Annotated in this window: 21 protein-coding genes; 13 read left to right on the top strand and 8 right to left on the bottom strand. The window is 48.7% G+C overall.

What is annotated here, in order from left to right:
* Positions 1-151: 151 nt before the first annotated feature.
* The 9 genes from argJ to ACO0K8_RS18575 all read left to right on the top strand — a co-directional run bounded on the left by argJ (position 152) and on the right by ACO0K8_RS18575 (position 9,611).
* A complete protein-coding gene (argJ, locus tag ACO0K8_RS18615; RefSeq protein WP_422948143.1) occupies positions 152-1,390 on the top strand; it encodes a bifunctional glutamate N-acetyltransferase/amino-acid acetyltransferase ArgJ in 1,239 nt (412 codons plus the stop codon).
* Positions 1,391-1,428: 38 nt separating this feature from the next.
* On the top strand, positions 1,429-2,304 hold the full coding sequence (locus tag ACO0K8_RS18610) for an ATP-binding protein (RefSeq protein ID WP_422948142.1): 876 nt from the start codon (positions 1,429-1,431) through the stop codon (positions 2,302-2,304).
* Positions 2,305-2,420: 116 nt separating this feature from the next.
* A complete protein-coding gene (locus ACO0K8_RS18605; RefSeq protein WP_422948141.1) occupies positions 2,421-2,846 on the top strand; it encodes an NUDIX domain-containing protein in 426 nt (141 codons plus the stop codon).
* A gap of 6 nt (positions 2,847-2,852) precedes the next feature.
* A complete protein-coding gene (locus ACO0K8_RS18600) occupies positions 2,853-3,305 on the top strand; it encodes a GNAT family N-acetyltransferase (RefSeq protein ID WP_422948140.1) in 453 nt (150 codons plus the stop codon).
* Positions 3,306-3,683: 378 nt separating this feature from the next.
* The gene (locus ACO0K8_RS18595) at positions 3,684-4,439 is read left to right on the top strand and encodes a substrate-binding periplasmic protein (protein ID WP_422948139.1); all 756 of its coding nucleotides are present in this window, start codon (positions 3,684-3,686) and stop codon (positions 4,437-4,439) included.
* Between the two features lie 493 nt (positions 4,440-4,932).
* On the top strand, positions 4,933-6,060 hold the full coding sequence (gene alr, locus ACO0K8_RS18590; RefSeq protein WP_422948138.1) for an alanine racemase: 1,128 nt from the start codon (positions 4,933-4,935) through the stop codon (positions 6,058-6,060).
* A 93-nt stretch (positions 6,061-6,153) separates the two neighbouring features.
* Positions 6,154-7,449, top strand: coding sequence for a D-amino acid dehydrogenase (locus ACO0K8_RS18585; protein WP_422948137.1), 1,296 nt, complete (start codon positions 6,154-6,156; stop codon positions 7,447-7,449).
* Complete coding sequence (locus ACO0K8_RS18580) at positions 7,446-8,036, top strand: hypothetical protein (protein WP_422948136.1); 591 nt, start codon at positions 7,446-7,448, stop codon at positions 8,034-8,036. The genes ACO0K8_RS18585 and ACO0K8_RS18580 overlap by 4 nt, the downstream gene beginning before the upstream one ends.
* A gap of 15 nt (positions 8,037-8,051) precedes the next feature.
* Positions 8,052-9,611: a sigma-54-dependent transcriptional regulator gene (locus tag ACO0K8_RS18575; RefSeq protein WP_422948135.1), complete on the top strand. Its 1,560-nt coding sequence runs from the start codon at positions 8,052-8,054 to the stop codon at positions 9,609-9,611.
* A gap of 30 nt (positions 9,612-9,641) precedes the next feature.
* Here ACO0K8_RS18575 and yacG read toward each other — a convergent pair whose 3' ends face one another.
* The 8 genes from yacG to ispB form a co-directional block, all read right to left on the bottom strand.
* On the bottom strand, positions 9,642-9,833 hold the full coding sequence (yacG, locus tag ACO0K8_RS18570; RefSeq protein ID WP_422948134.1) for a DNA gyrase inhibitor YacG: 192 nt from the start codon (positions 9,831-9,833) through the stop codon (positions 9,642-9,644).
* 45 nt (positions 9,834-9,878) lie between these two features.
* Positions 9,879-10,634, bottom strand: coding sequence for a cell division protein ZapD (gene zapD, locus ACO0K8_RS18565; RefSeq protein ID WP_422948133.1), 756 nt, complete (start codon positions 10,632-10,634; stop codon positions 9,879-9,881).
* 95 nt (positions 10,635-10,729) lie between these two features.
* Positions 10,730-11,338, bottom strand: coding sequence for a dephospho-CoA kinase (gene coaE / locus ACO0K8_RS18560; protein ID WP_422948132.1), 609 nt, complete (start codon positions 11,336-11,338; stop codon positions 10,730-10,732).
* Positions 11,338-12,204: a prepilin peptidase gene (locus ACO0K8_RS18555; protein WP_422948131.1), complete on the bottom strand. Its 867-nt coding sequence runs from the start codon at positions 12,202-12,204 to the stop codon at positions 11,338-11,340. The genes coaE and ACO0K8_RS18555 overlap by 1 nt, the downstream gene beginning before the upstream one ends.
* Positions 12,204-13,439, bottom strand: coding sequence for a type II secretion system F family protein (locus ACO0K8_RS18550; RefSeq protein ID WP_422948130.1), 1,236 nt, complete (start codon positions 13,437-13,439; stop codon positions 12,204-12,206). Before ACO0K8_RS18550 ends, ACO0K8_RS18555 begins: the two co-directional genes overlap by 1 nt.
* Before the next feature lie 18 nt (positions 13,440-13,457).
* Entirely contained in the window at positions 13,458-15,188 is a 1,731-nt protein-coding gene (gene pilB / locus ACO0K8_RS18545; RefSeq protein WP_422948129.1) for a type IV-A pilus assembly ATPase PilB, read from the bottom strand.
* Positions 15,189-15,317: 129 nt separating this feature from the next.
* Complete coding sequence (locus ACO0K8_RS18540) at positions 15,318-16,607, bottom strand: HlyC/CorC family transporter (protein WP_422948128.1); 1,290 nt, start codon at positions 16,605-16,607, stop codon at positions 15,318-15,320.
* A 65-nt stretch (positions 16,608-16,672) separates the two neighbouring features.
* On the bottom strand, positions 16,673-17,653 hold the full coding sequence (gene ispB / locus ACO0K8_RS18535) for an octaprenyl diphosphate synthase (protein ID WP_422948127.1): 981 nt from the start codon (positions 17,651-17,653) through the stop codon (positions 16,673-16,675).
* Positions 17,654-18,065: 412 nt separating this feature from the next.
* Between ispB and ACO0K8_RS18530 the strand changes: the two genes are divergently transcribed.
* The 4 genes from ACO0K8_RS18530 to obgE all read left to right on the top strand — a co-directional run bounded on the left by ACO0K8_RS18530 (position 18,066) and on the right by obgE (position 21,232).
* Positions 18,066-19,073: a glycosyl hydrolase family 18 protein gene (locus ACO0K8_RS18530; protein WP_422948126.1), complete on the top strand. Its 1,008-nt coding sequence runs from the start codon at positions 18,066-18,068 to the stop codon at positions 19,071-19,073.
* Between the two features lie 139 nt (positions 19,074-19,212).
* Positions 19,213-19,524, top strand: coding sequence for a 50S ribosomal protein L21 (gene rplU, locus ACO0K8_RS18525; protein WP_422948125.1), 312 nt, complete (start codon positions 19,213-19,215; stop codon positions 19,522-19,524).
* A gap of 47 nt (positions 19,525-19,571) precedes the next feature.
* Entirely contained in the window at positions 19,572-19,847 is a 276-nt protein-coding gene (gene rpmA, locus ACO0K8_RS18520) for a 50S ribosomal protein L27 (protein ID WP_304772120.1), read from the top strand.
* Between the two features lie 272 nt (positions 19,848-20,119).
* Positions 20,120-21,232: a GTPase ObgE gene (gene obgE / locus ACO0K8_RS18515; RefSeq protein WP_422948124.1), complete on the top strand. Its 1,113-nt coding sequence runs from the start codon at positions 20,120-20,122 to the stop codon at positions 21,230-21,232.
* The last annotated feature ends 122 nt before the right edge of the window (positions 21,233-21,354 follow it).

The raw sequence follows: 21,354 nt of genomic DNA, 5'->3' as shown, positions 1-21,354 counted from the left end.
CAGTTTATTGAAATCTTAATGCGAAGATCTCAGTTTGGCCTGCAGAGGCTGCCTGCGGAGTTAAAGCTCTGCAGGCCGTACGCTAATGTAACAAAACAGATTTAAAAATGCCCTACAATGATGGATTGATCTCATTGCAAGGATATTTATCATGGCTGTTAATTCTCCACTGCCGGTCGCGGCGGACTTAAAACCTATCGCTGGCATTCGTCTGGGCTTTGCTCAAGCTGGCATCAAAAAACCAAATCGCAAAGATGTACTGGTGATGGCTCTGGCCCCAACGGCGACGGTGGCGGGCGTATTTACCACCAATCGCTTTTGCGCCGCGCCGGTACAAGTGTGCAAGGCGCATCTGGATGCCCTGCACATGAGCGATGGACCCATCCGTGCTTTGGTGGTGAATACCGGCAATGCGAATGCCGGCACCGGCGACGCAGGTTTGGCTGCGGCCAACGCTACCTGCTCGGCACTGGCCGAATTGCTAGACTGCGAACCAGCCCAGATCTTGCCTTTCTCTACCGGCGTAATCCTCGAGCCTTTGCCTGTCGATAAGCTAATCGCCGGGTTGCCTGCGGCACTAGAATGCCTGAGTGAAAATAATTGGTATGCGGCGGCCGAAGCCATCATGACTACCGATACCCAACCGAAAGCGGCCTCGTCCTATGTCGTGATTAACGGCATCCCCGTCACCATGACCGGCATCAGTAAAGGCGCCGGCATGATTAAGCCGAATATGGCGACCATGCTCGGTTATCTGGCCATGGATGCCAAAGTCTCGCAATCGGTGTTGGAGCACATGGTCAAGCAAGCGGCCGATCAATCCTTCAATTGCATCACGATTGATGGCGACACCTCGACCAATGATTCTTTCATGCTGATTGCTACCGGTGCTTCTGAGTTGGAAATTACCGAAATCGACTCACCGGAATATCTGGCATTAGCAAGCGCAGTGAATGCCTTGTCGCAAAAGCTGGCACACATGATTATCCGTGATGGCGAAGGCGCGACTAAATTTATCAGTATTGCAGTGGAAGAAGGGCGTGATCTGGAAGAATGCCGCAAGATCGCGTATTCGATCGCCCATTCACCTCTGGTGAAAACCGCTTTCTTTGCGTCTGACCCGAATCTGGGCCGCATCCTGTGCGCGATCGGCTATGCCGGCGTGACTGACCTCGATGTGAGCAAACTCGATATGTATCTCGATGAGGTATTGGTGGCCAAGAGCGGTGGCCGCAATCCTGATTACCGTGAAGCAGATGGCCAGCGCGTGATGCAGCAAAGCGAGATCACGATACGCGTCAAACTGGGACGCGGCGAGGCTAACACCACGGTCTGGACTTGCGATCTGTCGCATGACTATGTCTCTATCAATGCCGATTATCGTTCTTGATCACGATTCAACGATTCTATGATTAGGCGGGTGAACTTATGACGCAACTGGATCAATTTTTAATGCGTGCCGAGCATTTGCTTAGCCGCCTCGAATCCATTTTGCCCGCGCCTACCGCGCAACCAGACTGGCGGGTCGGCAATGCGTTTCGCTGGCGTAAACGCGGTGGACAGGGGTTTTTGCAGGTGGTCAAGCATGTGGCTGTGATCGCGCTCGATGATTTGCAAAATATCAGCGCGCAAAAAGCCCAGATAGAGCAGAACACGCGCCAGTTCGTGCACGGCAAGCCTGCCAATAATGTCTTGCTTACCGGTGCCCGCGGTACCGGAAAATCGTCTTTGATCAAGGCTTGCCTGAATCAATTTGCGGGGCAAGGCTTGCGCCTGATCGAGGTGGATAAAGCCGATATGTGCGACTTGCCGGATATCGTCGATCTGGTGGCGGAGCGCCCCGAGCGCTTCATCATCTTTTGCGACGATCTCTCTTTCGAAGATGGCGAGCCCGGTTACAAGGCCTTGAAGGTAGCGCTCGATGGCAGTATTTCGGCGCAATCGGATAATGTCTTGATCTATGCAACTTCAAACCGGCGACATTTGCTGCCCGAGAAGATGTCGGATAACGCCGGCTACCATGTCAGCGATGAGGGTGATTTACATCCTGGTGAAACGGTGGAAGAAAAAATCTCGCTGTCCGAACGTTTCGGCCTCTGGGTTTCTTTTTACCCGTTTAAGCAAGATGATTATCTGGAGATTGTTGCCTACTGGCTAGCCAGCATGGGTTGCGATGCAGCGCAGATAGAAGCGGCGCGTGGCGATGCGCTGCGCTGGGCTTTGCAACGCGGCTCACGCTCCGGTCGTGTCGCCTGGCAGTTTGCGCGCGACACTGCAGGGCGACTGGGCGAAGCGGCGCTTTAAACCATACTTTAAGCATATACTCTCCAGGGGTATAGCATTATTAAAGGCGATTGCGCATATCGCATATGCGTAATCGCCACATGACTTCCTATACTCCCCTTAATTTGAAATAATCGATGAAAAAAACTCCTGTGAATGTGGCAGTCGGCATTCTGCTCAAGCCGAACGGCGACGTCTTACTCGGCCAGCGTCCACCTGGCAAGCCGTATGAAGGTTATTGGGAATTCCCCGGCGGTAAGGTCGAGCCGGATGAAAGCATACTCGACGCCTTAAAGCGCGAATTTGTCGAAGAACTGGGTATCCATATCCTCAGTGCAGAAGCATGGTGCGGCGTCGAATATGTGTATCCGCACGCCCATGTGCGTCTGCATTTTTATATTTCACGCAACTGGCAGGGCGAGCCGCAAAGTCTGGAAGGCCAAGCCTTCGCCTGGCAAGGAGCGGTCGGCGTCACGCCCTTGTTACCCGCTACCATTCCTTTGTTAGAGTGGCTCGATCTGGAGCGCTACGCTGATCTGCCTGCAGTCGGTATTGATCGCTAATCCGCTATGTACATTATCTCTGCTGAAGATCCCGCTTGTCCCGATGCTATCACTCTGATGGCGGCACTCTCGGTGCGCCTGAGCCAGATCACGGGTGACCCTGGCACCTCTTCGTTTGATGCGGACGATGTACGCGGCGCACGTGCCTTATTTGTGGTCGCACGCGACGCTGCTGGCAAGCCGCTAGGCTGCGCCGCATTTCGGCCTATGACACAGCAGAGTGCGGAACTGAAGCGCATGTACGCCGTGCCTGGCACCCTAGGTGTGGGCAGCGCCATCCTGGCACATATAGAGCAACAAGCGCTGGTGCTGGGGTATGCCGAGTTATGTCTATCAACCCGCCGCATCAATCAGCACGCCCTCGATTTTTATGCCAAGCATGGCTACACGGCCATCCCGAATTTCGGTAAATATGCGGACAATCGAGCCTCGGTCTGTCTGTCCAAGCGGCTTGCCTGAAGGCTGCGCGTTAGCGTTGCTCGGCTCTAACACGACCTTGGGTAAATTTTATACTAGGGGAGGGTATCGCCTATTTTTTTAAATTGCGCAGGTACTGCGTGCGTAATCGCTTGATGGATGCAGATACTCCCCCATTTAGTGCTTTATCTTTTATTTTTCCCATAGAAATATGTGTCTGGAATCAGGCTAAGCTTGCTGGCTAGAAGTTGGCGCGATTCTGGCGAGCATTGAAAGCGCCGCTTCTGGCTGGAAAATGCTGCTATTGTAAATTCGCAAATACCGATAAACTGCGATTTATGACTCTTGCGGGAACATACTCAGTACTACGCTTTAGCCAGCATACTAAACCAAATGTTTAGCTTAAATAGCGAGGGAAATATGCGTGTAGCTTTTCAGGCTTTTGTCGTCATCGCTTGTTGGATGTGGGGTGTTCAGCCTAGTTTGGCCGCCGATATTTTAGTCGTGGGGGCTGAGTTCGCACAGATTTACGAGCGCAATGAGACCGGCGAGTTTACCGGTTTAGGTGTGGAAATACTACGCAGCATGGCTAGGCAAAATGGCGATACCCTGAGTTTTCAAATTCTTCCCTGGGCCAGGGCGCAAAAAATGGTAGAGACCAATCAGGCGCAGATACTGGTTGGACCATATAAAACCGCGGACCGGGAGACCCGTTTTGTGTTTGCGGAGAAGGCATTCTATCGTGACGATATGGTGTTTTACGCGTTAAAACTGGCTAAATTTCAATGGGATGGTAGCTATTCTGCCTTGCAAGATAAGCGTATTGGTGTCATCAATGGCTGGGCATACGGCGCTCAGTTTGAGGAACAGCGCAAAACAATGAAGATAGAGTCGGCAAATTCTTTGCGCAATGCCCTCTTAATGCTAAAAGCTAAACATATCGATGTCTTAGCAAGCAATGTGCGCAATACTGAGGCACTGCTAAATAGCTTGGATTTGGCCAAAGATATCAGCGCCGTCGCAAATGTCATCGATAACCAGGATGGATATTTTGCCTATTGCAAGCACGTCAGTTGCGATCAACTCCGTGTGCGCTTCGATAGCTTATTCGCACGACTCAAGGAAAGTGGCGAATTGGCTAAAATGGCACAAACTTTTAAACTGCGCTTGCCTTAAAGCGTGCCGATTCATCCTGGGATGCTGCCAGGCCTGCTTCCCGACATAAATAGATAAAGCAATACGGGTTGTCCACAGTGGACGCGCTGAGACAAGTCCGTAATATGTGCATCTTTTTTGACAAGATATGGCGGGCTAAGATGCCTGTTTTTTGGGCGGCGAGCAGATTCTCGTGGAAACGACCTATATATTTTTGCACTGCATAGGATGGATACCATGGTGATCTATTTCGTATTGATTTCAATACACTGTAATGATATTGATACGGCGTGCTGTTTTTAAGACGACATAGACATATACTCTCGGGGTAGGGTGTGTTTTTGAGGATTCTGTATTGAAAACAATACAGAGGAAAGACTCTAAAAATACATGTATTTTTTAAGTGCTTGAATTGCTTCATTATTATTTTGTTGGCACGTTGCTTGCTATGAATAGGCAAACTCGTTTTTTATTTTGAGTCTTACAATGAAAAAAATTTGAGCGCTTGATCACCATGGGGGAAGCGAAGATGCAGCAAGATGCGGGGCGTGCCGGGGCAATGTTAACGATAGATTTAGGGGCGATCAGAAATAATTTTCGCCTACTGCAGAATAAGTTGGATGGCGCACTATGTGGTGCGGCGGTCAAAGCGGATGCGTATGGCTTGGGGGTGCTGCCGGTAGCGCAAGCCTTGGTCGCCGAGGGCTGTAGACATCTGTTCGTGGCGCATCTGGAGGAGGCGATTGCTCTGCGCCCACATGTGCCAGAAACGGTCGCAATTTATGTGATGCATGGCGCTCCGCGTGGCTACGAGCCTGAATTTATCGAGCACCGTTGTATTCCTGTATTAAATAGCAGCGAACAAATTGCTGCCTGGCGTTCTTTAGCGGTGGCGCGTCAGAGCGCTTTAGCAGCCTTGCTACAGTTTGATACCGGGATGTCGCGCATGGGCTTGTCGGGTCAGGAAGTGCAAAATTTGCTGGCTGAGCCCGATGCTTTGCGTGGTGTGGATGTTCGTTATTTGATGAGCCATTTGGCCTGTGCGGAAGATCAGGCACATCCTATGAATCACGCGCAATTAGCGGCGTTTAAGGGGTTGCGGGCTCAATTCCCCGGCTGCGCTGGCAGTCTGGCAAATTCTTCAGGAATATTTTTAGGATCGGAGTTTCATTTCGATCTGGCCCGCCCCGGTGCGGCTTTGTATGGCGTGGCGCCGGTAGCCGGTGCCGCCAACCCTATGCAAGCGGTAGTGCGTTTGCAAGGCGCCATCATACAAACCCGCGAGCTCGCGCCTGGAACTGGAGTCGGCTATAGCCTGACCTGGCAAAGTGCAAAGCCTAGCCGGATTGCTACCGTGGCAGTGGGTTATGCCGATGGTTGGCTGCGTAGCCTAAGTAACCGCGGGGTGGCGCATATTGCAGGCATTGCGGCCCCTATGGTGGGCAACGTCTCTATGGATACCATCACCTTAGATGTTAGCCAGGTACCGCAGGAGCACTTACAGGCAGGTAGTTTGGTTGATTTGATCTCCGCGAGCAATACCGTGGATCAGGTGGCTGCACGCGCCGGCACCATAGGCTACGAGATCTTGACCAGTCTGGGAGCACGTTATCAGCGCCGCTATCTGGGTGAAGTCGCTTAAGCGCACATTAAACCGATTTGTCATCACTATAGTTTTAATTAATCAACAATAAAAATACCACGACAGAGATTGTCGTACTTAGGGGGAAGCAAAATGAAGATCGTTATTTTAGGTGCTGGCGTGATCGGTACTGCATCAGCGTATTACCTGGCTAAGGCTGGACACGAAGTCACTGTACTGGAACGTCAACCCGCATCCGGGTTGGAAACTAGTTACGCCAACGCCGGTGAAGTCTCACCCGGCTATTCGGCACCATGGGCCGGTCCTGGCATTCCCCTGAAGGCGATCAAGTGGCTGATGATGCGCCACAGCCCTTTAGCGATACGCCCTAGCCTGGATCCGCAGATGTGGCGCTGGGTAACCCAAATGCTAATGAATTGCACCACCAAACGCTACGAGATCAATAAAGGGCGCATGCTGCGCATGGCTGAATACAGCCGTGATGTGTTGCAGCAATTGCGTAACGATACCGGCATCCATTACGATGAGCGCACTCAGGGCACACTGCAATTATTCCGCGATCAAAAGCAACTCGATGCGGCAGCGACCGATATCGCGATTTTGGAACGTTACGGCGTGCCTTACGAATTATTAGATAAAGCGGCTTGTTTAAAGGTCGAGCCAGCCTTAAAACATGTACAGCATAAGTTTGTCGGCGCCTTGCGTTTGCCTGGCGACGAGACTGGCGATTGTTTTAAATTTACCCAAAGTCTGGCGCAGTTGGCCGAGGGCTTGGGCGTCAAGTTTAAATATGGCGTCAGCATAGAAAAATTAGTCGCTAACGGCGACAAAATCAGTTCAGTAAAAACTTCGATCGGTGACGTCACTGCCGACAGTTTTGTGCTGGCCCTTGGCAGTTATTCGCCGATCTTGCTGCGTGAAATAGGAATTAAAATCCCTGTGTATCCTATCAAAGGATATTCGATCACGGTGCCGATTATTGATGCCGATTGCGCACCAGAATCGACCGTGATGGACGAAACCTATAAAGTGGCGATTACCCGTCTGGGTGACCGCATACGGGTCGGTGGGACCGCTGAGATTACTGGCTACAACCTCGATCTGCGCGCCGCGCGCCGTGAAACCTTGGTGCATTCTGTGACCGATTTATTCCCGAACGGAGGCGATATAGAAAAAGCCGAATTCTGGACCGGCTTACGGCCTATGACGCCGGATGGCACACCTATCGTCGGGCCTACGCCGTTCCGGAATCTATTCTTGAATACGGGGCATGGCACCTTAGGTTGGACCATGGCTTGTGGTTCTGGTCAATTTATCGCCGATGTCGTGTCAGGCAAGCGCCCGGCCATTTCTACCGAAGGCCTGTTCATGGATCGCTATGGCAGTGTGAATCGTCCGATTATTCTTACTAGTGAGTTGCAAGCATGAAGCTGATCGAGCGCGAGCAATTACTTTCAAGCACAGAGATTTTTGCTGATCCTAGTTTGAATATGCGGTTTTATACGGCCATAGAATTGCTGGCGCAGATCGTGATGGTGATGCCGCGCACCGCCAACATCGAAAGCCTGGTGCATGCTACCGGTAAAACTCCGCGCCTGATACGTTCTATACTCGCCACTTTGAGCAAGGACGGTTTGGTGGCGCGAGATACCAAAGAGAAAGATGCGTGGCATTGCCGCACTTGCAACGGAATCATCACTCTGGCGGATATTTACCGTTGTTTTTGTCTGGCGGAAGAACGTACTTTAGCCAAGGCGGTAGCAGCGGCACAGCAAGCTGCAGCGATCGAATTGGCGGCCGGCGCTGAGCCTAGCCCACAGTTGGCCGCAAGAAGCCGTAGCGCCAGCCAAAATAGCGTAGATTTGCTGATGATGCAGGTCAAAATGACGGTCAATCGCGCAGTGTTGCAACAACTCGAGCAATTTGATTTGAGTCGCCTACGTGGCTTGGCATCGGTAAGCAGTTTTCGTAGCCATAATGCGCGACCGCGTGCGTATATGCCTGAGTCATTTTGATTTGAAAGCCTAGCTATGCGTGTCAACATTCAATTCGCCGATAGAGTTGGTATTGCGCATGAGATTCTGGCGGTACTAGCGCGACGTGGCTTGAATGTGCTGGCGGTCGAAGTCGATCCGCCGAATATCTATATCGATATTCCTGAATTAAGCGAGGCTATGCTGCCATCCTTGCAGCAAGATTGCGACCAATTGGCAGGAGTCGGACAAATTCAGGTTTTGGATATTTTACCAGGCATACGCAGGCGCTTGAATCTCGACACCATGATGGCGGTGATGGAAGATCCGGTAATCGCGATTGATGCGCTAGGCCGCGTGGTGATCGCGAACGCGGCCGCTGCTGCGGTGGCGGGCATTAGCGAAGAAGCCTTATGCCGCAAAACCCTGAAGGAATTATTGGAGGACGCTTCAATACAGGATGAGCTGATCAGCAACGGTTTTACGGTTGCCTCGCGTGAAGTCATCATGAATGGCGAACCCTTTTTAATGGATGTGACGGCGGTGTCTGAGCCGTTTTCAGAGGGCATTGCCAATTTAGGGCAAGCCGTCGGTGCACTTTTGACCTTGCACGCACCTAAGCGCATAGGCGAGCGTTTACATGCGATTCAGCATTCCGAGGGAAGTGGTTTTCATTTCATTATTGGCGAATCCGAACAAATTCGCTCCTTAAAAATACGCGCTGCGCGTGTTGCGGTAGTTGATGCGCCCTTGCTGATTACCGGCGAAACTGGCACTGGGAAGGAATTGCTGGCGCAGGCCTGTCATGGCAGCAGCAGCCGCAGTGCAGCCCCATTTCTGGAGTTAAATTGCGCTGCGCTACCTGAAAGTTTGGCCGAGAGTGAATTATTTGGCTACATGGCGGGTGCCTTCACCGGGGCACAGCGCGGCGGTAAACCAGGTCTGATAGAAATGGCTGATGGCGGCACTGTGTTTCTCGATGAAATTGGCGAGATGTCCATGTATCTGCAGGCCAAATTACTGCGCTTTCTCAATGATGGCAAATTCCGGCGTATCGGCGGCGATAAGGAGGTCAAGGTCAATGTGCGCATCATCAGCGCCACTCACCGTAACCTGCGCAAGATGGTACAAGAGGGCGCTTTCAGGGAAGATCTGTTTTATCGTCTGAATGTCTTGCATCTTGAAATGCCGGCGCTGCGCGAGCGGCCAGATGATATTTTATTGCTCGCCAGACATTTTATTGAGCGTGCCTGTACTCAGGCGCAAAAGCCTATTTGTAGACTCAATTCTTCGGCTTGTGCTGCGCTGGTCTCGAATCGTTGGCCAGGCAATGTACGACAGCTGCAAAACGTGGTGTTTCGGGCGATTACGATGTCGGACCAACGTATACTCGATGCTGCAGATTTAGACTGGGCCGAGGGGAGTATTAGTGCGGAAGAGGTGAATCTGGATGCGGCCGAAAGCTGGGAATTATCGGTGAACGCTTTCGAATCTGCCTTATTAGAAAAGTTGTACCCGCAATTTCCATCCAGTAGAAAATTGGCGCAACGTCTGGCTACTTCCCATTCTATGATTGCGGCAAAATTGCGCAAACATGGCATACCGCAAAAGCGCTAAGCAGCGTAGACACAAGGTCAGAGGCGTAGCTTAGGCTGGATCGCTATCAATTCCTGATTCGGGATCTTCTGGCAGGTTTACTGCCGGTATCGTGTATTTTTCTTCAGCCCAAGCGCCTAAATCAATTTGCTTGCAGCGATTTGAGCAAAACGGACGAAATGGACTTACTTCGCCCCAGGTAACTTTAGCGCCGCAGGTCGGGCAATCAACGATGGTGGTCATGGAAATTGAAAATCAAAAATTAAAATTAAAACTTCTAATTAAAAATTAGAAATTACACAGAGTAAGATCAAAGGGAATATCGCCGTCGAAGGCTTTCGGTTTCATATCGCCGCCTTGCGACATATAGCGTATCCAGAGCATGTATTTATTCGCTGAAATTTCAGGAATGACATTGAGTTCCTGTTGTATCGTTACCCTCAATAACTGATACATTTTCCCTTGCAACATTTGCTGGTAACTACCTGATTGTGCGAATACTTTAGTGGTAACGCCAGACTCGCGCAGCAAACGCAAAACGACATTGATCGCATCGAATAAGGGGGCGATAGGTGCAAACCACATAGAAATGTCGGCAAAACGTTTCTCAGCAGAGTTTTTTTGCCAAGCGTGGTAGCTAGGCAGATCGAATTCGCAAGCACCTCCCGGGATGATGGTGCGGCCTCGTATGCTCATCAGCCATTCATTGTCGCGTATGCTCTGTCCGGTTTTTCCTGTGCATGCCATTAAGGCGCTACTGACCCTGTCCACATCTTCGAGTATCCGATCGAGCATATCGGCTTGTACATTGGGATTGGATTTGAAGCTGATCAGGGTATGTTTTTGACGCTCTAGTTCTTGCAATAAATCTGATTTCAGATCGGCGCGACCAGCTACTTCCAGCATTTCAAAAATGGTGGCGAGGGCGACGTGATGCTGCATGGCGTCAGACTGATGTAAGAAAAATGAAAATTTTTCGTACAGATCTTCCAATCGCAATAACGTGCGAATACGCTCGTTAAAAGGGTATTCGTAAACAATCAAAATAATATCCCTGTAAAAATAATGCTAACTTAAGTTTCACGTGATTCTGAACCAAGCTGAGCAAAATTACAAACATTGCGTGCGATTTGTATTAGTTACTTTGAATAAAGAAGATATTTACGATGCAAGACACGCACCTGATCCCGAATTTCGTTTAAATCCCCTTGATTGACGATGACATCGTCGGCGGCCTGCAGTCTTTGCTCTCGACTCGCCTGAGTCTGCATGATTGCCACTACCTGCGCTCTTGTCATGCCATTTCTGTGTATGACTCGCTCGATCTGAGTCTCTTCCGGGCAATCGACTACCAAGATCCGACTGACTCTTTGTTGCCAGGAGCTAGATTCGACCAGCAGAGGAACGACAAAAATCAGGTAACTGCCAGGAGTGTCTTTTGCTGCAGATTCGGTGGCTGCGCGTATCATTGGATGAAGAATTCGCTCTAGCCGGTTCTTTTCATCGGGCTTGCTAAACACATGTTCGCGCATCTTTTGTCTGTTCATCGCACCGGAAGCCAAGATGAATTCAGATCCGAACTCTTCTTCTATAGCGGGCATCGCGATACCGTCGGGGCCGGTAATTTGATGCGCGATCAAATCGGTATCAATCAGGCCTGCACCGAGTTCGGCAAACATATTGGCAATGGTCGATTTGCCGCTACCGATGCCGCCGGTTAGGCCTAATGTGAACGCGGCCACAGTCATCAGGCCATCAAACCAAAATAGGTTTGCGACAATTGCTGACCCCACAATAGAGCAATCAAGCCAGCGGCTGCTAAATAAGGGCCAAAAGGTATAGGCTTATTCTTACTCATTTTGGTGAAGAGCATTAATGAAATACCAACCAGCGCACCAACCAATGAGGACAGTAAAATGATAATGGGAAGCATACTCCAGCCCATCCAGGCGCCAAGCGCAGCCAGGAGCTTAAAATCACCATAGCCCATACCTTCTTTACCAGTTGCTAATTTAAACAACCAGTAAATCGACCATAGGGAAAGATAACCCGCTGCTGCACCTATTACTGCGCTAGACAGTGAAGTAAAGCTGCCATTTAGGTTGATGAGTAAGCCAGACCACAATAAGAGATAGGTCAAATCATCGGGTAATAACTGAGTATCTGCATCGATGAAAGTCATGGCTATCAGTAGCCAGACAAAAAGCACAGCGCCTAACCCGGCTAAGCCGCTGCCAAAATGCCAGATCATATAACCGGACAAGGCGCCTGTCAGCATCTCCACCATAGGATAGCGAGCGGAAATAGGGGCTTTGCAGCCTGTGCATTTCCCCGCGATGAACAGATAGCTGAGCACGGGAATATTTTCTAGTGCGGTGATTTGATGACCACAATGCGGGCAAGCGGAGCGCGGCAGCATCAGATTATAGGTATCTGTATGTACTGGGTCTTTACCGTTTTCTATGGCAACATAGTTATCCGATTCCCTTTGCATCATTTTGGGAATTCTATGAATAACTACATTTAAAAAACTACCAATTAATAAACCGACAATAGCGGCGAAGCTCGTCGCCAGGATGTTTCCTGGCGCTGCAAACAATAATACATCTTGCATTATCCAGCCACCGAGCCAAGTTTGAAAATAGGAAGGTAAAGTGCCACCACAAGACCACCAATAATTACACCAAGTATTGCCATGATCATGGGCTCCATTAGACTTGATAAAGACGCAACAGCCTCATCTACTTCGTCTTCATAAAAGTCAGCCACTTTCCCTAGCATGGCATCAAGCGCTCCAGACTCCTCTCCAATTGAGACCATTTGCGTCACCATATTAGGAAATACGTTCGCATTTTGCATGGCCACAGTTAGGCTGGTGCCAGTGGTTACTTCGGTCTGGATTTTGATAGTTGCCTCGAGATAAACTGCATTGCCTGATGCACCACCAACAGAGTCTAAAGCCTCTACCAATGGTACACCAGCGGCAAACATCGTAGCCAATGTTCGGGTCCAGCGTGCGATCGTCGCTTTCCGGATGACATCACCAAATATTGGTGCTTGCAATAAAACCCTATCCATAAATCGCTGCATCGGAAGTGATCGCTTCCATGTGTGGATGAAAAAATATACACCGCCAAACACGCCGCCAAAAATAAGATACCAATTTTTGACGAAAAATTCTGAAATAGCCATCACAACCAAGGTCGGTGCCGGTAAATCGGCTCCAAAACTACTAAACACTTCTTTAAAGGCAGGAACTACCCAGATCATGATGACAGCAGTGACAATAAACGCGACTGCGAGAATCGCGATAGGATAGGTGAGCGCAGACTTGATTTTGGCTTTTATCGCCAAAGTTTTTTCTTTGTAAATGGCTAAGCGAGTCAATAAATCTTCAAGGATACCCGCCTGCTCGCCAGCACCCACTAGATTGCAAAACAGCGGATCAAAATAAAGTGGAAATTTCCGAAACGCCTGGTTCAGGCTACTACCTGTTTCCACATCTGCACGTATGTCTTGCAATAACTTAGAGACCGATGGATTGGAGTGACCCTTACCTACAATATCAAAAGATTGCAGTAGAGGCACGCCAGCCTTCATCATAGTTGCCAATTGGCGGGTAAATAAAGTGATATCTTTGTCCGTTATTTTCTTGCCGGTGCTATAACTTTTTTTCTTAACTTTTGTAACTAAGATGCCTTGGCGGCGTAAGGTGGCGTTAATAATTGCTTCGCCGCCCGCGCGCAACTCGCCACGCACGGTTTTACCCATTTTATCTTTGCCTTCCCAGGCATATAACTGCTCTTTTGCTTGCGCTGTTTTTGCGGATTTGTTTGGTGTCGTTGCCATGTCGCTATTCCTGTCGCTTTAGTCGTTAGTGCAGCCTAATACTTCTTCTAGACTGGTTGCACCTTGCTTTACTTTTTGTAGGCCTGATTGTCGTAGACCTCTGACGCCTTCTTTTTCCGATTGCTTTTTGATCTCCAGGGAAGAGCCATTGGCAAGAATGATGCGCTCTATTGCTTCCGTAATCGGCATGATCTGATAAATGCCAACGCGCCCTTTGTAGCCGCTACCGCTACAGCGTTCGCAACCAACTGGGCCATAGGGTTTCCAGCTGCCATCGAGTTCGTTTTCCTTGAATCCAGCTTGTAATAAAACTTCATCTAAAATTTCGACTGGCTTTTTGCACGTACACAGTCGGCGCGTTAGCCTTTGTGCCGTAATCAGAATAACGGATGAGGCGATATTGAAAGGCGCGACCCCCATATTCATTAGGCGCGTCAAGGTCGACGGAGCATCATTGGTATGCAAGGTAGAAAACACCATGTGACCTGTTTGTGCGGCTTTAATGGCAATGTCGGCAGTTTCCAGATCTCGAATCTCACCGACCATGATAATGTCAGGATCCTGGCGTAAAAATGCCTTCAGGGCTACCGGAAAGGTGAGCCCAGCTCTGTCATTGATATTTACCTGGTTCACTCCAGGCAAATTGATCTCAGCCGGATCTTCGGCTGTTGAAATATTAATGCCTGGCTTATTTATTACATTCAGGCAGGTATATAAAGAAACCGTTTTTCCTGAACCAGTTGGTCCCGTGACCAGTACCATTCCGTAAGGGCGTTGAATTGCATCCATTAGTATGGCTTTTTGATCCGGATCATAACCTAAGGCATCAATCCCCATTTGGGCTTGAGAACCATCCAGGATACGCATAACTATTTTTTCGCCGAACAGAGTCGGTAGTACGCTGACCCGGAAGTCGATAGCTTTGGTTGGTGACAAGGTCAGTTTCATGCGACCATCTTGAGGCACGCGTTTTTCAGAAATGTCTAATTTAGAAATAACCTTGATACGCGAAACCAACTTGTCTTTGATTGCAATTGGAGGTTGGATAATTTCTCTGAGTTCACCATCGACACGAAAACGTATCCGATAAAATTTTTCGAAAGGTTCAAAATGTAAATCTGAGGCGCCCATATTAATGGCGTCTATCAGCATTTTCTGTAAAAATTTAACAACTGGTGCATCATCGACTTCACTAGCTTGTGTATCGGGAACCCCGGAACTCATGTCCTCTTCATTGAACTCGATGCTGTAGTCATCACCTGCCAAATCCGTAATGCTTTGTTCAGAAGTTTTGCTCAGCTTTTCCAATAACTTGAGGAGGATATCGTGCTGCACGATCACCAATTCTATGCCCAGCCCTGTTTGGAATTTGATTTGATCCAGAGCATTTGTGTTGGTTGGGTCGGAGATCGCGAGTGAAATCTTATTGCCCTTTTTCGCCAAAGCCACCATGCGTTGTGACTGCATGAGTTTTACGTTGACAATTTTTTCAGGCAGCATGCTTTCATTGAATACCGCTAAATCCACCAGCGGATAACCAAATGTTTCGGAGCAAAACGATGCCAGATCGCGGGCGTTGATTAAGCCACTTTGGAGTAAACCATCGACAAAGTGACTTTTTTCGACCAGTGATTTCTTGTGTATAGGATCTATTTGCGCCAGCGACAATACATTGGCCTGTATCAGCGCTCTGGCGAGGCCTGACGATGTTGATGCTTGAGCAGCAGAATTTGGTGAAACAGCAGACATAGGGTCTTTTGAATGAAAGTATTTATTAAATCAAGCTTTACTTCGGAATATGGCGCTTTGCAAAACTATAGTACTGCGGCACGCCGCGACAATCCTGATTTACAGTATAGCGATGTTCTTATAAATAAACTATTTTACTAATGGCATATCTGGGTTTCGTATCAGTTTCACCACCTTAATGGTTTGATTTCGCACTTCCAGCACCTCAATAATACAGCCACTCAATTTAAGGCTGATATTCGCCTCTGGAATGTCTTGCAAATATTCCAATAACAGGCCATTCAAAGTTTTTGGGCCATCCAAAGGGAAATGTAGTTTCAAACGCTTATTAATGTCACGTAGAGTCGAACTCGCTTCCAACTGGCATTCTTGTTTCGCATTCCAGGTTAAGGAAGCTGTGCGCGCATCACCGGAGACTGACGTGGTAAATTCGCCTATCATTTCCTCTAAAATATCTTCCAGAGTTACCAAACCTTGTACTTCACCATATTCGTCGATGATGATACCTAATTTTTCGCGATTTTCCTGAAAATATTGTAACTGAGCAAATACATCTGTTTCTTCGGGAATGAAATAGGGCGTACTTAATAGTTGTCGAAGACGCTCTATTTTTACTTCGCTCTGATTGAGTAATACAATTGCTTTTCGAACATGTAATATGCCTATGATTTGATTAATTTCACCCTCGTAGACCGGTAGTTTATTGTGTTCGCAGGTGACCAGTTGCTGCTTTATATCAGCAATCGGCATATAGATATTAAGCGCTTCCATTTGGGAACGGGGTGTCATTACGTCGTTGACTGAGATATTTTCAAGGTCAAACAAATTGAGCAAGATGCTCTTGTGTTTCTGCGGTATGAAGCTACCCCCTTCTAGGACTATCGAACGCAGTTCCTCTTGCGACAAGCGCTGCTCATGAGATTTTTTACTGACATCTATCCTCAGTAGTTGTAACAAGGCATTTACAAATAAATTGACGAACCAGATCAGCGGTTGTGTAAATGCGAGCAATGGTCGCAAGATGATGCTGGCGGGGAGTGCGATGCGTTCGGGATAAGTTGCACCAATAATCTTTGGCGTAATTTCAGCGAAAACGATGATGAAAAAAGCGATTGTGGCAGTGGCGATCGTAATTACCTTGTCGTCATTGCCAAATGTCTCTATCGCAAGTGAGGTGAGTAGAGCTGTGACTAAGGCATTGATGACAGTATTGGCAATTAAAATCAGCGACAATAGCTTATTTGTGCGCTCCAGTAGCCACGTTGTCGTGATAGCGAGTTTATTGCCTCGTTTTGCCAGATGTTTGAGTCTGTGGCGGTTGATCGCCATCAGGGCGGTCTCAGTCATGGAGAAAAAAGCTGAGACCAGTATCAGTCCTGCTAAAACCGATAATTCCACCCAGATAGGAATAATGTTCACATCTGGCCCATCAGCAATGGCTTCAACAAAATTGCTATGCCAGATCTAGGTGGAGGCATCGTCGTTTAGTGGTTGCGGTCAACTGCAAAACTGGCCAGCGTCAGTAAGGCTTGTTTATAAGGGCTTTCTGTGAGCCCAGTTATCGAGTTGGTAGCGCGCAAGGCCGCTTTACTCGCTTCATCTTTCGTGTAATTGAGTGCGCCAGAATCTGTGATTGCTGCCAAGATAGCTTCAAATTTAGATTCATCACCTTGTTCTATGCAGGCCCTGACTAAATTTCTTTGTTCATCAGTACCGTGTTTCATTAGATAAATTAAAGGTAGGGTAGGCTTGCCTTCACGTAAATCATCCCCGACGTTTTTACCGATATCTTCGGCGTTTCCTGTGTAATCGAGCGCATCGTCAATTAGTTGGAAAGCGGTGCCCAGCGAGCGACCATATTCGGCTGCAGCCTCAATCTGCTCGGGACTGGCGCCAGCGATCAAAGCGCCGATTTGCGCGGCAGCCTCAAACAGTTTGGCGGTTTTTGAGCGTATCACTTGCAAGTAACGTTCTTCGGAAACATCAGGGTCATGCATATTTAGTAGTTGCAAGACTTCGCCCTCTGCGATCACATTGGTGGCATCGGCGAGGATTTGCATCACTTGCATGCTGTTGATGCCAACCATCATCTGAAAAGCGCGCGAGTATAAAAAATCACCGACCAGGACTGAGGCGGCATTGCCGAACAAGGCATTGGCAGTCTGGCGACCACGTCTTAACGAGGACTCGTCGACTACATCATCGTGCAGCAAAGTAGCGGTGTGAATGAACTCTACAATCGCCGCTAATTCATGATGACGTGTTCCTTGATACTGATAGGCGTTCGCCATCAGCAAAACCAGCACCGGCCGAATACGCTTGCCACCAGCGCTGATAATGTACTCAGCGATCTGATTGACTAGTGGGACTTCGGAGTGAAGTTGTTGTCGGATGACTTGATTTACTGCGGCCATTTCTGGTGCGATAAATTCTGTGATGCTGTTTTGTGGGCTGATGGCAGACAAGGGTAAACCTGCAAAAAATTCAAGATAGCGCGATTATACGATGTTGCAATGCGATTTGCGGAAAATGGCGCGAGGAAGTGCTGTATTAAGTCAAGCTTTGCATCTTCGAGTAGCCTATGCAGGTTGATTGATTGTGCGGATACGACATGCTCAGCGGCGCATTAGGCATGCGCCTTTCCGGCCTTGCGCCTCTGTGAGGCGCGCGGATGCTGTGTTTCCGGAGAGGGTATTTTTTAAAAATTTTTGAAAAATAAATTTGAGGCTTAGAAAGAGACAGAAGACCAATTTTGCTAGTGCTGCAGTGAATTAATTGGGGAATTTTTCCGAAATAGGCAGACCAGTCGATATACATTGCAAATGCCCGTTTTAGCGCCAACAATGGGTTCTTTTTTGTGATGATAACGGGATTAATGTGCGCCTAATTATGTCTATGCTGCTGACCATGCTCAGTCTATTGTTTTGTGTAAATAGTCGCGCTGCGGAGGGTGTCACTCAAGTTATGGGATGGGTTCCGGCTTATGGGATGGGTGCAGCGATGGAGGCACTAACATCGCAAGCTGAGATAGACAAGGGTTTGACGCGCATAGGTTTGCAGTTCTGGAACCCAAGTCCAGACGGCCGTTCTGTGGTATTCGCCCCGATCAATAAACAAGGGCAACCGGTCAAGGCCGCTGATGTATTGCGCTTTCGTGACTGGGCACGGGACCGCAACATTAAGGTGTTTTTGACGGTTTACAATAACTCCCAAGTGAATAACCGGTGGGATTGGTCACTGGCCCGGCGCGCTTTTGGCAAGCAACGTGCAGCCTTTATCGCGGCATTGTTGGCAGAGATGGATAAATATCAGCTTGATGGCATTGATCTCGATTTAGAAGGCGAAGGAGCCTTGGATGTTGACCGAGTCGCGTATGCCAGGTTTGTGAAGGAGCTGGCCGCTCCGCTCAAGGCGCAGCGGAAACTGCTGACTATTGATAGCTTTCATAGTCCTTGTGCAAATGCGCCTAATATGAGTTGGTGGGGCGATTGGCTGGGGCAGGTGGATGCTATCCATAGTATGGGTTACGAAGACCTGTATGAGGCGAGTGTTGCCACATTCACCCCGAAAGGCAAAGCGGTATGTGAAGGTGGCGCCGCACTGTTTAAATACAGCTGGCAATTGGCGTATGCAATCAACGCCGGGTATCAGCGTGAGCAAATCTTAATGGGCATGCCCACTTGGCTAGGGACTTGGGGTAAGGGCGATTTGGGAATAGATGTCATCTCGCATGTGCAACAGGCGCGGGCACTAGGCATGGGAATCGCTTTGTGGGATTTGCAATTGAGTGCGCCGGCATGGCGCAGTATCGCTACCTGGAAGGCTATTCATGCTGGGCGAATAGATCCGGCGGTCATAAGTGACGCAGCGAAACTGGCACCTTAATGCCGTGGGCTGCTGAAAAAATATGCAAATAGTTTTGACTGTAACGCCAAGTCTATGTATAATCCGCGGTTCTCCCGCTTTCTTGTGTAGCTTTTTTAAAGCGAGAGAAAATCCCTATATTTATTTGATGAGGTTTCACATGTACGCGGTCATAAAAACCGGTGGCAAACAATATAAAGTTGTCGCTGGTGAAAAACTTAAAGTAGAACAGATACCTGCAGACATTGGCTCCGAACTCACCATAGATCAAGTACTCGCCATGGGCGAGGGAGATACCATTAAAGTTGGTACTCCATTGGTCGCAGGTGCTACGGTGCTGGTTAAGGTGATTAATCACGGACGCCACGACAAAGTGCGCATTTTCAAAATGCGTCGTCGTAAGCATTACCAGAAGCGTCAAGGCCATCGCCAAAACTACACTGAACTGCAGATTGTTTCTATCAACGGTTAATCCGTCGATAAAGCAATTTACTCACCTGATTTTCAAGGAGCTAATAAATGGCACACAAAAAAGGCGGCGGCACCACGCGCAACGGCCGTGACTCAGAGTCAAAGCGACTCGGCGTTAAAGTTTACGGCGGTCAGTCTATCAATGCTGGCGGTATCATCATTCGTCAACGCGGCACACGCGTTCACGCAGGTGAAAACGTCGGTATGGGCAAAGATCACACTTTGTTCGCGCTGACACCAGGCAAAGTACAATTTGCAATCAAAGGCGCTGCTAAGCGTCAATACGTTACTGTTGTAACAGCAGCTGCAGTTGTAGCCGCTTAAGCAATTAGTAAGGCGCAAGCCCGTATATAAAAAGGCTCTGCCGTTGGTAGAGCCTTTTTAATTTGTAATATAAAATTAAAAATTCAGGATGGATGCAAAGTCGTCTTTTGCCTGGTGCGCGCATTCGCTGCACGGCAAACAGCTTTGTGGACCCTCTATCGTATTCACTGGTCATCAAGAGAAATTACGAGGAATTGCGCTGCGCAGCGCGCTCGATTCCTTTCTTGATGCTGGTCTTAAAGCTGTAAAGCTCTATTGTTTAGGTGGCAAAAATGAAATTTATCGACGAAGCAAGAATTGAAGTCATTGCAGGCGATGGTGGTAACGGTGTCGCTTCCTTCTGTCGTGAAAAATTCCGACCATTTGGTGGCCCTGATGGCGGCGATGGCGGCAAGGGTGGCAGCATTATTGCGGTGGCCGATCGCAACATCAATACTCTGGTCGATTTTCGTTATGCCAAGTTGCATAAAGCCAAAGATGGCGAAAATGGTCGCGGTGCCGATTGTTACGGCAAGGGCGCGGACAATATTATGTTGCGCATGCCAGTTGGCACTTTAATTGTTGACCGCAATACCGATGAACCGATTGCCGATCTGACTGAGCATGGTCAGGAAGTGGTGCTGGTTAAGGGCGGCGAAGGTGGTTGGGGTAATATCCATTTCAAATCTTCAACAAACCGTGCACCGCGTCAGCGTGGCGATGGTAAAGAAGGTGAGCGCCGCGAATTAAAATTGGAATTGAAAGTATTGGCCGACGTCGGTCTGTTAGGTTTGCCGAACGCCGGTAAATCGACTTTCATTACTGCGGTGTCGAACGCCCGTCCTAAGATTGCTGATTACCCGTTTACGACGCTGCATCCGAATCTGGGCATGGTACGCGTCAGCCACGAAAAAAGTTTCGTGATCGCCGATATTCCTGGTCTGATCGAAGGTGCGGCCGATGGCGTAGGCTTGGGCGTACAGTTCCTTAAGCATTTACAGCGCACCGGTTTGCTGCTGCATATCGTCGATCTGGCACCTTTCGATGAAGGCGTCGATCCGGTTAAAGATAACAAGGCGCTGGTCAAAGAGCTGCGCAAGTATGATGAATCTCTGTTCGAGAAACCGCGCTGGTTGGTCTTAAATAAGCTCGACATCCTGAGCCCGGAAGAGCGCAAAAAACGTGTCAAGGATTTCGTCAAACGCTTCGCCTGGAAAGGTCCGGTATTTGAAATTTCGGCCTTGACCCACGAAGGTTGCCAGGAATTGGTGATTGCGATTTATGCCTATCTGGCAGAAAAACGTCAGTCCGAGCAGCGCTCGCAAGAGACTCAGATGAAAGAAGAGGCGCAAGGCATCTTGTCTATTGATCCAGATGATCCGCGTTTTAAAGTCTACGAAGAGTAATACTGCGACTAATGCGCAGAATAAAAAGCCTGATTTTTCAGGCTTTTTTTACGTCTATATGACTGAGTCTGTACTCTAAATTTTTATGCGCAGGCTCTTTTCACTGCGTAAAAAAAATTTTT

The organism is Undibacterium sp. Ren11W (genome assembly GCF_049340485.1).
GTDB lineage: Bacteria > Pseudomonadota > Gammaproteobacteria > Burkholderiales > Burkholderiaceae_D > Undibacterium.
Note: the sequence above shows the minus strand (reverse complement) of the source record. Positions and strands in the feature narration are given on the sequence as shown.

What these genes read in the sequence shown, in the direction of transcription:
- coaE (WP_422948132.1), bottom strand. Translation starts at nt 11,338, where the DNA reads ATGACTGTGGCCGCGTTCACATTAGGCCTAACCGGCGGCATCGGTAGC.
- rpmA (WP_304772120.1), top strand. Translation starts at nt 19,572, where the DNA reads ATGGCACACAAAAAAGGCGGCGGCACCACGCGCAACGGCCGTGACTCA.
- ACO0K8_RS18575 (WP_422948135.1), top strand. Translation starts at nt 8,052, where the DNA reads ATGCGTGTCAACATTCAATTCGCCGATAGAGTTGGTATTGCGCATGAG.
- alr (WP_422948138.1), top strand. Translation starts at nt 4,933, where the DNA reads ATGGGGGAAGCGAAGATGCAGCAAGATGCGGGGCGTGCCGGGGCAATG.
- rplU (WP_422948125.1), top strand. Translation starts at nt 19,213, where the DNA reads ATGTACGCGGTCATAAAAACCGGTGGCAAACAATATAAAGTTGTCGCT.
- yacG (WP_422948134.1), bottom strand. Translation starts at nt 9,833, where the DNA reads ATGACCACCATCGTTGATTGCCCGACCTGCGGCGCTAAAGTTACCTGG.
- ACO0K8_RS18585 (WP_422948137.1), top strand. Translation starts at nt 6,154, where the DNA reads ATGAAGATCGTTATTTTAGGTGCTGGCGTGATCGGTACTGCATCAGCG.
- ACO0K8_RS18595 (WP_422948139.1), top strand. Translation starts at nt 3,684, where the DNA reads ATGCGTGTAGCTTTTCAGGCTTTTGTCGTCATCGCTTGTTGGATGTGG.
- ACO0K8_RS18555 (WP_422948131.1), bottom strand. Translation starts at nt 12,204, where the DNA reads ATGCAAGATGTATTATTGTTTGCAGCGCCAGGAAACATCCTGGCGACG.
- ACO0K8_RS18600 (WP_422948140.1), top strand. Translation starts at nt 2,853, where the DNA reads ATGTACATTATCTCTGCTGAAGATCCCGCTTGTCCCGATGCTATCACT.
- ACO0K8_RS18610 (WP_422948142.1), top strand. Translation starts at nt 1,429, where the DNA reads ATGACGCAACTGGATCAATTTTTAATGCGTGCCGAGCATTTGCTTAGC.
- pilB (WP_422948129.1), bottom strand. Translation starts at nt 15,188, where the DNA reads ATGTCTGCTGTTTCACCAAATTCTGCTGCTCAAGCATCAACATCGTCA.
- obgE (WP_422948124.1), top strand. Translation starts at nt 20,120, where the DNA reads ATGAAATTTATCGACGAAGCAAGAATTGAAGTCATTGCAGGCGATGGT.
- ACO0K8_RS18605 (WP_422948141.1), top strand. Translation starts at nt 2,421, where the DNA reads ATGAAAAAAACTCCTGTGAATGTGGCAGTCGGCATTCTGCTCAAGCCG.
- ACO0K8_RS18550 (WP_422948130.1), bottom strand. Translation starts at nt 13,439, where the DNA reads ATGGCAACGACACCAAACAAATCCGCAAAAACAGCGCAAGCAAAAGAG.
- argJ (WP_422948143.1), top strand. Translation starts at nt 152, where the DNA reads ATGGCTGTTAATTCTCCACTGCCGGTCGCGGCGGACTTAAAACCTATC.
- ACO0K8_RS18580 (WP_422948136.1), top strand. Translation starts at nt 7,446, where the DNA reads ATGAAGCTGATCGAGCGCGAGCAATTACTTTCAAGCACAGAGATTTTT.